This window comes from Phenylobacterium hankyongense (genome assembly GCF_003254505.1).
Taxonomy (GTDB): Bacteria; Pseudomonadota; Alphaproteobacteria; order Caulobacterales; family Caulobacteraceae; genus Phenylobacterium; species Phenylobacterium hankyongense.
In genome coordinates this window covers 372,276-384,421 of record NZ_QFYP01000001.1, presented here as the reverse complement: position 1 = coordinate 384,421, position 12,146 = coordinate 372,276, and the positions used below count along the sequence as shown (strand labels likewise).

General features: G+C 70.1%; 16 protein-coding genes. 7 read left to right on the top strand and 9 right to left on the bottom strand.

The window, feature by feature from the left end:
• Window positions 1-48 precede the first annotated feature (48 nt).
• The gene (locus tag DJ021_RS18780) at window positions 49-195 is read right to left on the bottom strand and encodes a hypothetical protein (protein ID WP_165837079.1); all 147 of its coding nucleotides are present in this window, start codon (window positions 193-195) and stop codon (window positions 49-51) included.
• A 40-nt stretch (window positions 196-235) separates the two neighbouring features.
• Window positions 236-1,114: a transglutaminase family protein gene (locus DJ021_RS01795; protein ID WP_111455908.1), complete on the bottom strand. Its 879-nt coding sequence runs from the start codon at window positions 1,112-1,114 to the stop codon at window positions 236-238.
• A 94-nt stretch (window positions 1,115-1,208) separates the two neighbouring features.
• Between DJ021_RS01795 and DJ021_RS01790 the strand changes: the two genes are divergently transcribed.
• Genes DJ021_RS01790 through DJ021_RS01780 form a run of 3 tightly spaced genes read left to right on the top strand, consistent with a single transcriptional unit; the run spans window position 1,209 to window position 4,163 of the window.
• Complete coding sequence (locus DJ021_RS01790; protein WP_111455907.1) at window positions 1,209-2,432, top strand: putative DNA modification/repair radical SAM protein; 1,224 nt, start codon at window positions 1,209-1,211, stop codon at window positions 2,430-2,432.
• Complete coding sequence (locus tag DJ021_RS01785) at window positions 2,432-3,859, top strand: UdgX family uracil-DNA binding protein (RefSeq protein ID WP_111455906.1); 1,428 nt, start codon at window positions 2,432-2,434, stop codon at window positions 3,857-3,859. Before DJ021_RS01790 ends, DJ021_RS01785 begins: the two co-directional genes overlap by 1 nt.
• Before the next feature lie 40 nt (window positions 3,860-3,899).
• Window positions 3,900-4,163 carry a hypothetical protein gene (locus DJ021_RS01780; protein ID WP_111455905.1) on the top strand — a complete coding sequence of 88 codons (264 nt, stop codon included), beginning with the start codon at window positions 3,900-3,902 and terminating at the stop codon, window positions 4,161-4,163.
• Here DJ021_RS01780 and DJ021_RS01775 read toward each other — a convergent pair.
• The 7 genes from DJ021_RS01775 to DJ021_RS01745 form a co-directional block, all read right to left on the bottom strand.
• Complete coding sequence (locus tag DJ021_RS01775) at window positions 4,160-4,477, bottom strand: cupin domain-containing protein (protein ID WP_111455904.1); 318 nt, start codon at window positions 4,475-4,477, stop codon at window positions 4,160-4,162. The genes DJ021_RS01780 and DJ021_RS01775 overlap by 4 nt on opposite strands.
• A gap of 5 nt (window positions 4,478-4,482) precedes the next feature.
• Window positions 4,483-5,139 carry a TetR/AcrR family transcriptional regulator gene (locus DJ021_RS01770; protein WP_111455903.1) on the bottom strand — a complete coding sequence of 219 codons (657 nt, stop codon included), beginning with the start codon at window positions 5,137-5,139 and terminating at the stop codon, window positions 4,483-4,485.
• 126 nt (window positions 5,140-5,265) lie between these two features.
• Window positions 5,266-6,441, bottom strand: a complete 1,176-nt coding sequence (locus tag DJ021_RS01765) for a vWA domain-containing protein (protein ID WP_111455902.1) — start codon at window positions 6,439-6,441, stop codon at window positions 5,266-5,268.
• Between the two features lie 81 nt (window positions 6,442-6,522).
• A complete protein-coding gene (locus DJ021_RS01760) occupies window positions 6,523-7,521 on the bottom strand; it encodes an aldo/keto reductase (protein WP_111455901.1) in 999 nt (332 codons plus the stop codon).
• Between the two features lie 52 nt (window positions 7,522-7,573).
• Window positions 7,574-8,077 (bottom strand): hypothetical protein, encoded by a 504-nt coding sequence (locus DJ021_RS01755; RefSeq protein WP_111455900.1) that lies wholly within the window; start codon window positions 8,075-8,077, stop codon window positions 7,574-7,576.
• A 7-nt stretch (window positions 8,078-8,084) separates the two neighbouring features.
• The gene (locus tag DJ021_RS01750; protein ID WP_111455899.1) at window positions 8,085-8,573 is read right to left on the bottom strand and encodes a recombinase family protein; all 489 of its coding nucleotides are present in this window, start codon (window positions 8,571-8,573) and stop codon (window positions 8,085-8,087) included.
• 158 nt (window positions 8,574-8,731) lie between these two features.
• Window positions 8,732-9,271: a GNAT family N-acetyltransferase gene (locus DJ021_RS01745; protein WP_111455898.1), complete on the bottom strand. Its 540-nt coding sequence runs from the start codon at window positions 9,269-9,271 to the stop codon at window positions 8,732-8,734.
• Window positions 9,272-9,303: 32 nt separating this feature from the next.
• Here DJ021_RS01745 and DJ021_RS01740 point away from each other — a divergent pair, with 32 nt between their 5' ends.
• The 4 genes from DJ021_RS01740 to DJ021_RS01725 all read left to right on the top strand — a co-directional run bounded on the left by DJ021_RS01740 (window position 9,304) and on the right by DJ021_RS01725 (window position 12,116).
• Window positions 9,304-10,230 (top strand): histone deacetylase family protein, encoded by a 927-nt coding sequence (locus DJ021_RS01740; protein WP_111455897.1) that lies wholly within the window; start codon window positions 9,304-9,306, stop codon window positions 10,228-10,230.
• A 45-nt stretch (window positions 10,231-10,275) separates the two neighbouring features.
• Window positions 10,276-10,899, top strand: a complete 624-nt coding sequence (locus DJ021_RS01735; protein WP_111455896.1) for a histidine phosphatase family protein — start codon at window positions 10,276-10,278, stop codon at window positions 10,897-10,899.
• Between the two features lie 81 nt (window positions 10,900-10,980).
• A complete protein-coding gene (locus DJ021_RS01730) occupies window positions 10,981-11,235 on the top strand; it encodes an exodeoxyribonuclease VII small subunit (RefSeq protein WP_111455895.1) in 255 nt (84 codons plus the stop codon).
• A gap of 8 nt (window positions 11,236-11,243) precedes the next feature.
• Window positions 11,244-12,116 carry a polyprenyl synthetase family protein gene (locus DJ021_RS01725; RefSeq protein WP_424443722.1) on the top strand — a complete coding sequence of 291 codons (873 nt, stop codon included), beginning with the start codon at window positions 11,244-11,246 and terminating at the stop codon, window positions 12,114-12,116.
• The last annotated feature ends 30 nt before the right edge of the window (window positions 12,117-12,146 follow it).

The window sequence follows — 12,146 nt, the reverse complement described above, 5'->3', positions numbered from 1 at the left end:
CAATGCCGGGAGCCTAGCAGAGTCTGCGCGGGCGGGAAGCGCCGTCGGCTAGTGGCCGGGACGGGGCTCGAAGGACCGTGGCGGCTTGGCCTTCGCAGTCTTGGTGTCGGCCTTCTGGCCATGCTGCGGGGTGGCCGCGGATTTCGGAATGCAGAAGCCGGCGGTGGAATCCTGCTGTTGGAATCCGTGCGTCATGGCCGGTCCTCCCCAAAGGTTTTCGGCGGTTGATTTAGACTCACGCCGCGGCGGGAAGCGACTCGGCCGGCCGCACGTCTACGTGAACCGAAAGCTGCGAGGCGCCGCCGTCGCCGAAGATGGAACCCACCACCGGGGCGGCCTCGGCCGGCGTCCGGCTGACCGCCACCGGGATCAGGTCGGCGCTTTCCGCCAGGGCGTTGGTGGGGTCGAACTCGATCCAGCCGAGATCGGGCATGAACACCTCGCTCCAGGCGTGGGTGGCGCCGGCGCCGCGCATGCTGCTCAGCGCCGGCGAATAGAGGTAGCCGGTGACGAAGCGCGCCGCATAGCCGAGCCGCCGCAGCGCCTCGACCATCAGCCAGGCGAAGTCGCGGCAGGTCCCCGCGCCCAGCGCCACGGTATGGGCGGGCTCCTGCGCCGCGCCCTGGTCGCGGGCCCGGTACTCGAAGGTGTCGTGGATGGTGCGGTTGAGGCGCAGCAGGAACTCCAGCGCGGGCTCCTGCGGCCCGCCGACCTGGCCGCGCAGCCACTTCAACAGCACTCCGTCGCGGTCCTCGGTGACCGGCTCGATGAACGGCGCCAGCACGGCGCGATCGGCGGCCTCGTAGACGATGGGCGTGACGGTCTGCGGGTCGGCGACCTGCGGGTCGGAAAGCGGCGCGGGATAGCGGGCGATGGTGAGCTCGCTGACGATCGACAGCCTGCGCGCCTCGCCCCTCGGCGTGAACCAGCAGACGGAGTTGCCGAGCGCGTCATAGGTCCAGCGGGTGCCGCCGGGCGGCGACAGGGTCAGGGAGGTCTCGACCACCCGTATGGCGTGGCTGTCGCGCGGCCGCACCAGCAGGCGGTGGGGCGCAAAGCTCACCGGACGCTCATAGGAATAGAGCGTCTCGTGACGGATCCGGTAGCGGGCCATGCGTCCGGAACCGCCCGGCCGCCGGAGGGTTCCCGCCGCCGCCGGCTCGGGCAGTGGGCTGGACGGAACAAACCAAGAACTCTAAGATGCCGGCATGGCGGTCCTGGATCTCAAGCGCAAGCTGGCCATCCTTTCCGATGCGGCGAAGTACGATGCCTCGTGCGCCTCGTCGAGCGGGAGCCGGCGGGACTCCCGCGACGGCCGCGGCGTGGGCTCGTCCGAGGGCGGCATGGGCATTTGCCACGCCTATGCGCCAGACGGGCGCTGCATTTCGCTGCTGAAGATCCTGCTGACCAACTTCTGCGTCTACGACTGCGCCTACTGCGTAAACCGGGTGAGCTCGAACACGCCGCGGGCGCGGTTCTCGGCGCAGGAGGTCGTCGACCTGACGCTGGGCTTCTACAAGCGCAACTACATCGAGGGGCTGTTCCTCTCCTCCGGCATCATCCGCAGCGCTGACTACACAATGGAGCAACTGGTCCGCGTGGCGCAGCTGCTGCGCGAGGCCCACGACTTCCGCGGCTATATCCACCTGAAGGTGATCCCGGAGGCCTCGCCGGAGTTGGTCAATCAGGCCGGCCTCTACGCTGACCGGGTGTCGGTCAACATCGAGCTGCCGACGGACGACAGCCTGGCGAGGCTCGCGCCGGAAAAGGACCTGGCAGGCATCAAAAAGGCGATGGCGGCGGTGCGGCTGGGCGTCGAGGCCGGGCAGGAGGAGACCCGCGCCGGCGGGGCCGCCAAGTTCGCGCCGGCCGGCCAGTCCACGCAGATGATCGTCGGCGCCGACGAGGCCTCCGACGGCGAGATCCTCAAGCGCAGCGAGGCGCTCTACGGGGCCTACCGGCTGCGGCGGGTCTACTACTCGGCCTTCTCGCCGATCCCGGACTCCACCGCCCGCCTGCCGCTGGCGCGCCCCCCGCTGGCGCGTGAGCACCGCCTCTACCAGGCCGACTGGCTGATGCGGTTCTACGGCTTCGAGCGGGCCGAGATCGTCGGCGAGGCCGAGCATCTGGACCTCGACATCGACCCCAAGCTCGCCTGGGCGCTGCGCCATCGCGGCGACTTCCCGGTGGACGTCAACACCGCCGAGCGCGGGCGCCTGCTGCGGGTCCCTGGGCTGGGCGTCAAGGCCGTCGACAAGGTGATGGAGGTGCGCCGCTACCGGCGCCTCACCCTGGCCGACCTGAAGCGGCTGACCCGCGGGGTGGAGAAGCTGAAGCCCTTCCTCGTGGCCGCAGACTGGCGGCCCGTCGCCCTGGCGGACCGGGAGGTCCTGCCCCATCCGCCGGCGCCCGAACAGCTGAGTCTGTTCTGATGCAGGTGGTGCGGCTGGCCAGCGGAACCGACTTCCCCGGCTGGCGGGAAGCGGCGCGGACGCTGCGGGCCCATGGCGTCGCTCCGGACGCGGCGCTCTGGACCGTCGACGGCGCCGGGGACCTGTTCGCCGAAGCCCTGCCGGAGGCGCCGGCGGCCGGGCGCGCCTTCACCGTGCCGCGGGCCTTCCTTGAGCTGGCGGAGGCGGTGATCCTGCACCGCTCGAACGAGCGGTTCGGCCTGCTCTACCGGCTGCTCTGGCGAATGGAGCGCGAGCCCGACCTGCTGCACATCGCCTCCGACCTCGACGTGGCCCGGGCCCGCAGTCTCGCCCGGCAGGTCGACCAGGCTGTCCACAAGATGAAAGCCTTCGTACGCCTGCGGCGGGTGGGTGATGAGCCGGAGGCCTATGCCGCCTGGTTCGAGCCGGCGCATCGGGTGACCGAAGCGGTCGCGCCGTTCTTCGTCGGCCGGTTCGCCAATATGCGGTTCTCGATCCTGACGCCGGACCTCTGCCTGCACTGGGACACCCGCGAGTTGACCTTCACCGCAGGCGCCGACGCCGCCGACGCCCCGCCGGAGGACGCCCTGGAGGGCTACTGGCGCACCTACTACGCGTCGATCTTCAACCCGGCCCGCCTGAACGTCGCCGCCATGCAGAAGGAAATGCCGAAGCGCTACTGGCGGAACCTGCCCGAAGCGCGGCTCATTCCCGAGTTGATCGCCCGCGCCGAGGCCCGCACGACAGACATGGTCCGCCAGTCGCCCTCCGAACCTACCCGCCGCGTCGTCCGCGCCGCCCTGCGCGCCAGCCGGGACGCGCCGTTCGACGGCGGGGCGCCGGCGACCCTGGAGGAGATCGCCGCCGGCGTGCAGGTCTGCCGGCGCTGCGACCTCTGGCGCGACGCGACCCAGGGCGTGCCCGGCGAGGGGCCGGGGCGGGCGAAGCTGATGTTCGTCGGCGAGCAGCCGGGCGACCAGGAGGACCTCGCCGGCCAGCCGTTCGTGGGGCCCGCCGGCCAGGTGCTGGACAAGGCGCTGGCGGCGGCCGGCGTGCCGCGGACCGAGACCTACGTCACCAATGCGGTGAAGCACTTCAAGCACGAGCAACGCGGCAAGCGCCGGCTGCACAAGACTCCCGACGCGGGCGAGGTCGTCGCCTGCCGCTGGTGGCTGGACAACGAGCGGCGGATCGTGCGGCCGCGGGTGATCGTGGCGCTGGGCGCGACCGCGGTGTTCTCGGTGTTCGGCAAGGCCATGCCGATCAGCAAGGCGCGCCAGCAGGCCCTGCAGCTGCCCGACCAGGCGCAGGGCGTGGTGACCTACCATCCGTCCTACCTGCTGCGCGTGCCCGACGCCGACGCCAAGGCCAGGGCCTACGCCATGTTCGTCGAGGACCTGAAGTTCGCGTGGGCGTTGGCGGCGTAGCTCCGACGGAACTCCGCGCAGGGATGGGGGTTGCTCCAGCATGCCGGAACAGACGCCGCATCCCAGCCATCTCGACCAGTCCGACCCGGCCAAGGCGGACGTGCGCGACATTCGCGAAGAGGCCGATCGGGAGATCGAGGCCTACAGGGACCTCGCCGGCCTGGTGCTGCTGATGCCCGAGGACCGCTGGGACGAGTTCCTGCGGCTGACCGGGGCGACGCCGCAGGGCGACGAGGTCGAGTATCGCGGCGTGAGCTTCCACAAGGCGCCCGTCACCGCGGTGGTGGCGCAGGAGGGGTTCTAAACCGAGCCCTTGCGCTCGATCACCAGGATGCGCGCGGCGCCGAGCGGATGCGCCACGTGCTCGTCCCCGGCCTCGGCGATGAACATGTCGCTGGGACCGAGCCGCACGGTGCGTTCCTCGCCCGCCTGGCGGTAGCGCATCTCCACCTCGCCATCGAGCACCACGAAGACCTCGCGGCCATCGTTCACGTGCCAGCGGTAGGGCTGGTCGGTCCAATGCAGGCGCACGCTTGCGCCCTCGATCTCCGCCAGGTCGCGGGCGCCCCATGGGCGGTCGGCGGTGAAGGTCCGGGCGTCGGTGACGATCCGCGGCACGGCGATCAGGCCAGGAAGCCGGCCTCGGCGAAGTCGACCATGCGCTTCAGCAGCGCCTGGGCGTCGCCCTCGCGGGTGGCGCCGCCGGACAGGTGGTGCAGCCGGTCGAACTCCGCGAACCGGTTGTTGTGGACCATGCCCAGGCAGAAGTGCAGCCGCCAGTAGACCTCCTCGCGGGGCAGGTCGGGGCGCGCGGCGATCAGGGCGTTGGCGAACCGCTCCAGGTGCGAGACGTCGTTCTGCAGCGCCTCGCGCATCTCGGCCGTGCCCTCGGAGCGGGCGCGGATGATGAACTGCACGGAGATGCGGCGGTCGTTCTCCGGGTCGGCCCACTTCAGCGGCGGGGCGAACAGGGCCTCGAGAATCTCGCGGACCGGCGGCTTGCCGTCATGGCGGCCATTGGCCTCGTGCAGCATGCGCACGCGCTCGCGGTTCAGCTCCGCCGTGCGCCGGCGGAAGATCTCGAACAGCAGGGCGTCCTTGGAGCCGAAATGGTAGTTCACCGAGGCGAGGTTGACGCCGGCGTCGGCGGTGATGTCGCGCACCGAGACGTTCTGGAAGCCGTGCAGGGCGAACAGCCGCTCAGCCGAAGCGAACACGGCCGCCTTGGTGGCGGCCTGCGTCTCGTCGGTTTCGGTGGAATCGTGAATCAGATCGGTCATGGGCTCTCTTAGAGGTCCCACGCCCGCGCCCGGTTGGGAACCCCTGCAAACGTCGCGCCCCCATCTACACCTTGATTCTAGAGCACGATTCAGAGTTCAGACGAATTCATCGGCCCTCGTCGCGCTCTAGCGCGCCAGCTCCTTCATCGCCTTCTCCAGGCCCTGCAGCGTCAGCGGGTACATCCGGTCGTTGACCAGCTGCTTGATGACCCCGACGGAGGGCGTGTAGTCCCAGTGCCGCTCGGCGGTCGGGTTCAGCCAGACCATGTGCTCGTAGATGTTGGCCACGCGGTCCATCCAGATCGCGCCGGCCTCCTCGTTCCAGTGCTCCACCGAGCCGCCCGGGTAGGTGATCTCGTAGGGGCTCATGGTCGCGTCGCCCACGAAGATGACCTTGTAATCGTGCGGGAACTTGTGGAGCACGTCCCAGGTCGGGATCTTCTCCGCATGGCGGCGGCGGTTGTCCTTCCACACGGACTCGTAGAGGCAGTTGTGGAAGTAGTAGAACTCCATGTTCTTGAACTCGGTCCGGGCGGCTGAAAACAGCTCCTCGCAGACCTTGATGTGGCTGTCCATCGAGCCGCCGATATCGAAGAAGATCAGCACGCTGATCTTGTTGCGGCGCTCGGGGCGCATCTGGATGTCCAGGTAGCCCTTCTCGGCGGTGCCCTTGATGGTGCCGCCCATGTCGAGCTCGTCGGCATGGCCGTCGCGGACCCATTTGCGCAGCCGGCGCAGCGCCACCTTGATGTTGCGGGTGCCGAGCTCGACGGAGTCGTCGAGGTTCTTGTACTCGCGCTTGTCCCAGACCTTGATCGCCTTGCCGTGGCGGCCCTTGTCCTGGCCGATGCGGATGCCTTCGGGATGGTAGCCGTTGGCGCCGAAGGGCGACGTGCCGCCCGTGCCGATCGCCTTCTCGCCGCCCTCGTGGCGTTCCTTCTGCTCGCGCATGCGCTCGGCCAGCGCCTCCATCAGCTTGTCGAAGCCGCCCATGGCCTCGATCTGCGCCTTCTCCTCCTCGGTGAGGAACTTCTCGGAGATCTTCTTCAGCCACTCGGCCGGGATGTCGGCGGTGACGTCGTCGCCCATCCGCTCCAGGCCCTTGAAGACCTGGCCGAACACCTGGTCGAACTTGTCGATGTTCTTCTCGTCCTTCACCAGGGCGGCGCGGGACAGGTAGTAGAAATCCTCCACCGAGCGGTCGATCACCGCCTTGTCGAGCGCCTCCATGAGCATGAGGTACTCTTTCAGCGTCACCGGCACCTTGGCCTGGCGCAGCTCGGTGAAGAAACGCATGAACATCGGGCGGTTGTCCGGAAGCGAACGATCGTTTGAACGCCGAGGATGGGGCTGCGACCGCCCGATGTCCAGTGCGCGGACGCCTCAGGCCCGGCGTTCGCTGTCCAGCGAGCGCATCTGGGCGGCGGGGTAGCGGTCGCCTGCGACGGCGCCTTTCGGGACCGCTTTTTCGATGGCCGCCAGGTCCGCCGGCGCAAGGACGGTCGCCAGCGCGCCGAGGGCTTCGGCCAGCCGGTCGCGGCGGCGCGCGCCGACCACCGGCACGATGTCCTCGCCCTGCGCCAGCACCCAGGCGATGGCCGCTTGCGCCGGGGTGAGGCCGCGGGCCTCGGCGACCTGACGCAGCGCCTCGACCAGGGCCAGGTTGCGCTCCAGGTTCTCGCCCTGGAAGCGGGGGCTGAAGCCGCGGAAGTCGCCGCCGCCGGCCGGGGCCGCCTGCATGTGGCCGCCGATCAGGCCGCGGGACAGCACTCCATAGGCGGTGATGCCGATCCCCAGCTCGCGGCAGACGCCGAGGATCTCGTCCTCGAGGCCGCGCGAGACCAGGGAGTACTCGATCTGCAGGTCGACGATGGGGTGGACCGCCGCCGCCCGGCGGATGGTCTCGGCGCCGACCTCGGACAGCCCGACATGGCGGACGTAGCCGGCCTGCACGAGCTCGGCGACGGCGCCGACGGTCTCCTCGATGGGGACGTTGGGGTCCAGCCGGGCGGGGCGGTAGATGTCGATGTGGTCGACGCCCAGCCGCTGCAGGCTGTAGGCGCAGGCCGTCTTCACCGCGGCCGGCCGGGCGTCATAGCCGAGCCAGGCGCCGTCGGGCCCGCGCTGGGCTCCGAACTTGACGCTGATCAGCACCTCGTCGCGCCGATGGTCCTTCAGCGCCTCGGCGATCAGCAGCTCGTTGTGGCCCATGCCGTAGAAGTCGCCGGTGTCGAGCAGGTTGATCCCGGCGTCGAGCGCGGCGTGGATGGTGGCCAGGCTCTCCACCCGGTCGGAGGGACCGTACATGCCCGACATGCCCATGCAGCCGAGGCCGATGGCGGACACCTGCGGCCCGGTCTTTCCAAGGGTGCGCATCTGCATCGGAGTTCTCCGTGGTGGCCGAGCCCCTGTAAGCGCCCAACCCTCGCCGGGTTCAACCCACCGCGGTGTCGGCCCGGCAGGCGATCACGAAGGCCGCGGTGGTCTTGCCGTCGGGCGCGGGCAACGGGCCGAGGCTGTGGCCATCGGCGGTGACGCTGATCCGGCCGCCGTCCAGCAGGGCGGCGGGCAGGGCGTCCGGCATCGGCCCCACGGCCGCCAGGCGCGGCTCGTCGGCCGTAGGGCGCAGGCTGAACCGGTGGCTGTCGATGTCCAGACGCACCTCGCCGTGGGCGGGCTTCAGGCGATCGGAGGCGAGGTAGAGTTCGGCGGGACTGCGACGGCAGGCGAGCCGCAGCACGTCTCGGCCGCCATCGGCGAACACCAGCGCCGCGCCCGCGGTGGCCGAGGCCTGCAGGCTCCAGGCGCCCGGAGCGCCCATCGGAACGCTGGCGCATCCGGCCAGGGCGAGGCCGGCGAGCACTGCGATGACGAGGACGCGCGGGATCATCAGGGCAGGCTGGCGCGGATCGCCGGCGTCAGCAAGGCCCGTCAGCAAGGCCGCCTCAGGCTTCGACGGCCTTCAGCTTGCGCCAGACGGTCATGCGCGAGACGCCCAGCCGCCGGGCGATCTCCACCGGGCCGACGCCGGCGCGCTGCAATTCGCGGATCTCCTGGGCGGCGGGACGGCGGCGGCGGCCGGCCGAGGCCGGCTCCAGCGAGGCGACCGCCTCCAGCGCCGCGCGCAGGGCCCGGCCGCCGGGGCCCTCGCTGTTCAGCTCGGGCTCGTAGACGTAGAGGCTGGCGCCGCGCTGCTCCAGCCGGTCCAGCACTTCCAGCACGCACCGCGCCGACGGGCCCAGGTGGACAAGCCGGGTGATGACCAGCTGGTCGCGCGCCCCGATGAAGTCGAGGATCGAGAACAGCACCGCCGATTCGTCCGTATCCGGCGCGGGCTCTTCGGCGCGGACCACGTGGCAACCCAGGGCCTTCAACGTCACCGTGTCGCTGGCGGACTCCGGGTCCCGCAGCCGCACATATCCGATCCTCAGCATCCCACTTTCGAGCCTTCGAGCTACTACGCGACGATTGCGGCTAAAGTCCCAAAAGCCGGGCCCTCAGCCAAGGGGTTGCGCGTTAATTCGCGGCAACTTTTATCCGGTTACCGCGGGATCAGTTAGACGAAATTATGTCGCGCCCCAGGCAATCTGTTTCAGTCTGTAGAAAATTTGTGCGCCGGGCGCATCAGGATGAATTCGCGGTCGATCGTGTCGCCGACCTCGAAGCCATATTCGCCGGCCTTGCTGAAGCCGTGACGGGCGTAGAATCGCTGGGCCCCGTAGTTTTCCGACCAGACGCCGATCCAGACGTTCCGTGGTCCGCCGCCTTGCAGCCAGGTCATGGCCTGCGCGAACAGCCGCCCGCCAAGGCCGCCGTTCTGATGCGCCTTCAGCAGATAGAGCCGCTTGAGTTCGCCGCAGGAGGGCGTGATGTCCGGATGGGGCAGGGCGCAGGGGCCGGCGAGCGCCAGGCCGACCACCTGGCCGTCCGCCGCCTCCACGATCCAGGAGGCCTTTGCGGGATCGGCCAGGTCCGCGCGGGTGCGCTCCAGCCCGTAGGCCTCGGCGAGGAACCGGGCGAGGTCCGCGGGCGGATAGAGGTGGCCGAAGGTTTCGCTGAAGGTGCGGGCGCCGATCTCCGCCAGGGCCTCGGCGTCGGCCGACCCGGCGCGGCGGATGGTGGGTTCTTGCATCGGCAGGGCGGCGACCTGAGATAGGGTGAGGTATGACCGTCGCGCTCTACACCCACACCGACATGTTCGACCACCGTCCCGGTGACGGTCATCCTGAACGGCCCGAGCGGCTGCGCGCGGTGATCGACGCCCTCAGCGACGCCAGCGACCTCGACCTCTCTGCGCAGGATTCCCCCCTGGTGGAGGAGGCGGACCTGCTGCGGGTGCATCCGCAGCGCTATGTGGACACCATCTTCGGGCTGACGCCGGGCGCCTCGGCGGTGCGGCTCGACGCCGACACCTACATGTCCGCGGGCAGCCTGAACGCCGCGCGGCGCGCGGCGGGCGCGACGGTCGCCGCGGTGCGCGCGGTCGCGGCCGGCGAGACCCAGCGGGCCTTCTGCGCCATCCGCCCGCCCGGCCACCATGCCGAGCCGGCCACGCCGATGGGCTTCTGCATCTTCTCCAACGTCGCCGTGGCGGCCAAGGCGGCCCAGGCCGCCGGCCTGGCCAAGGTGGCGGTGATCGACTTCGACATCCACCACGGCAACGGCACCCAGGCGGCGTTCGCCGGCCAGGAGGGCCTGCTGTTCGCCTCCATCCAGCAGTGGCCCATGTGGCCCGGCACCGGACATCCGTCGGAGCCGACCGCCCCGAACATCGCCAACGCGGTCGTTGCGCCCGGCGCGCCGCGGGAGGCCTGGCGCAAGGCGTTCGAGGGGCTGATGCCGAAGGTCGACGCCTTCGCCCCCGACCTGATCATCGTCTCCGCCGGCTTCGACGCCCATCGCCGCGATCCGATCGGCGAGGCGGGCCAGAACCTGGAGGCGGAGGACTTCGCCTGGGCGACCCGGGCCATAGCGTCGCTTGCCAACGCCCACGCTAAAGGTCGGGTTGTGTCCTCGCTCGAGGGCGGCTACGACCTGGAAGCTCTGGGTCAGTCGGCGCTTGCGCACGTCAGGGCCCTGTCTGAGGGGTGAGGGAACGCGGCTGGTGCGCTTGGCTGCCGAAGCCGTCCGGATAGAATGGCCAGCGTTTTGACCGCCGAGGTTCCCGCCGCGCAGCCCGCCGCCCCGCTGGGCGCCATCATCCTGGCGCGCCACGGAGAGCCTGCGCTTTCCCGCAAGGTGAAGCTGTCCGCCGCCGAATACCGGAAGTTCTGGGCCAGTTACGAGGTGCTGGGCCTGCTGCCCGGCCAGACGCCGCCGACGACCTTGATGAATTTCGTGGAGAAGTGCGGGACGCTGGTCGCCTCCACCCGCCTGCGCTCGATCGAGAGCGCCCAGGCCCTGGCCAAGGGCCGCGCCTTCACCCAGGAGGCGGTGCTGATCGAGGCGCCGCTGCCGCCGCCGAACTGGCCGGCCTGGATCCGGCTGTCGCCGCGCCTGTGGGGATTCCTGGCGCGGTTCTGGTGGTGGTTCTTCAATCATCACGAAGGCCAGGAGACGCGGCTGCAGGCGGAGGCGCGCGCCGACCAGGCGGCGACCATGCTGATCGACATCGCCCGACAGGGCGAAGACGTAGTGGTGCTGGCGCACGGCTTCTTCAACTTCATGATCGGCCGCGCCCTGCGCCGGCGCGGTTGGCGGCTTGTCGTCAGCGAAGGCTACAAATACTGGTCGACGCGCCGCTTCGAACTGCCGCGCTGAGGCTGCGGCGCAAGGTCCGCCCTTAGCGGTGGACCCTGGCCGGCCCGGGCTTTAGGTTCGCTCGCACTCCAGGGAAGTTGCATGTCCGAAGCCCCCGACATTGACGGTATGACGTTTGAGCAGGCGCTGGCCGAGCTCGAACAGATCGTGGCGCGGCTGGAGTCCGGCCAGGCGCCGCTGGAGGATTCGATCCGCATGTACGAGCGCGGCGCGGCCCTGAAGGCCCATTGCGAGACCCGCCTGGAGGCCGCGCGCCTGCGGGTGGAGAAGATCGTCATGGGCGCCGGCGGCGGCGCGGAAGGCCCTCGGGGGGTCGAACCCGCCGAGTTCAGCTGATGGGCGGCGTGGCGCAAAGGGTGGCCGAAGCCGCCGACCTGGTCACCGTGGCGCTCGACGAACTGCTGCCGCGCGCCGACGGGCCGGAGTCGCGGCTGACCGAGGCCATGCGCTACGCGGCGCTCGGACCCGGCAAGCGGCTGCGGCCGTTCTTCGCCCTGGAGACCGGGCGGATGTTCGAGGTCGACGACCGGCCGGTGCTGCGCGCCGCCTGCGCCCTGGAATGCATCCACGCCTACAGCCTGATCCACGACGACCTGCCGTGCATGGACGACGACGACATGCGCCGCGGCCGCCCCACCGTGCACAAGGCCTATGACGAGGCGACCGCGGTGCTGGCCGGCGACGCCCTGCAGACCGCCGCCTTCGAAATACTGGCCCATCCGGACACCCACAAGGACGGGGGCGTCCGTTCCGAGATGATCCTGAAGCTGGCCCAGGCCAGCGGCGCGCGCGGCATGTGCGGCGGCCAGATGATCGACCTGATGGGCGTGCGCGACGACCTGGGCGCGGTGGCCCGGATGCAGCGGCTGAAGACCGGCGCCCTGATCGCCAGCGCCTTCGAGCTGCCGCTGATCATGGTCAAGGCGCGCGAGGGCGAACGCCACGCCCTGCTGGCCTTCGCCCAGGACCTGGGGCTCGCCTACCAGATCGTCGACGACCTGCTGGACGTCGAGGGCGAGGAGTCGGAACTCGGCAAAAAAGCCGGCAAGGACGCCGCCAAGGGGAAGACCAACTATGTCACCCTGCTGGGCGCCGACGCCGCGCGCGAGCGCCTGGCGCTGCTCACCGAACAGACCAAGGCGCACCTTGAGCCGTTTGGCGCGGCCGCTGAATTCCTGCGGTCCAGCGTTGATTTCGTGTTAGATCGCCGTAGCTGAATTTTCCTCGCATCGCCGCAGTCCAGCGTT

Coding starts and splice junctions, on each gene's coding strand:
- DJ021_RS01795 (WP_111455908.1), bottom strand. CDS start 1,114: ATGGCCCGCTACCGGATCCGTCACGAGACGCTCTATTCCTATGAGCGT.
- DJ021_RS01790 (WP_111455907.1), top strand. CDS start 1,209: ATGGCGGTCCTGGATCTCAAGCGCAAGCTGGCCATCCTTTCCGATGCG.
- DJ021_RS01770 (WP_111455903.1), bottom strand. CDS start 5,139: ATGACCGATCTGATTCACGATTCCACCGAAACCGACGAGACGCAGGCC.
- DJ021_RS01760 (WP_111455901.1), bottom strand. CDS start 7,521: ATGCAGATGCGCACCCTTGGAAAGACCGGGCCGCAGGTGTCCGCCATC.
- DJ021_RS01730 (WP_111455895.1), top strand. CDS start 10,981: ATGTCCGAAGCCCCCGACATTGACGGTATGACGTTTGAGCAGGCGCTG.
- DJ021_RS01785 (WP_111455906.1), top strand. CDS start 2,432: ATGCAGGTGGTGCGGCTGGCCAGCGGAACCGACTTCCCCGGCTGGCGG.
- DJ021_RS01745 (WP_111455898.1), bottom strand. CDS start 9,271: ATGCAAGAACCCACCATCCGCCGCGCCGGGTCGGCCGACGCCGAGGCC.
- DJ021_RS01735 (WP_111455896.1), top strand. CDS start 10,276: ATGGCCAGCGTTTTGACCGCCGAGGTTCCCGCCGCGCAGCCCGCCGCC.
- DJ021_RS01765 (WP_111455902.1), bottom strand. CDS start 6,441: ATGTTCATGCGTTTCTTCACCGAGCTGCGCCAGGCCAAGGTGCCGGTG.
- DJ021_RS01750 (WP_111455899.1), bottom strand. CDS start 8,573: ATGCTGAGGATCGGATATGTGCGGCTGCGGGACCCGGAGTCCGCCAGC.
- DJ021_RS01780 (WP_111455905.1), top strand. CDS start 3,900: ATGCCGGAACAGACGCCGCATCCCAGCCATCTCGACCAGTCCGACCCG.
- DJ021_RS01740 (WP_111455897.1), top strand. CDS start 9,304: ATGACCGTCGCGCTCTACACCCACACCGACATGTTCGACCACCGTCCC.
- DJ021_RS18780 (WP_165837079.1), bottom strand. CDS start 195: ATGACGCACGGATTCCAACAGCAGGATTCCACCGCCGGCTTCTGCATT.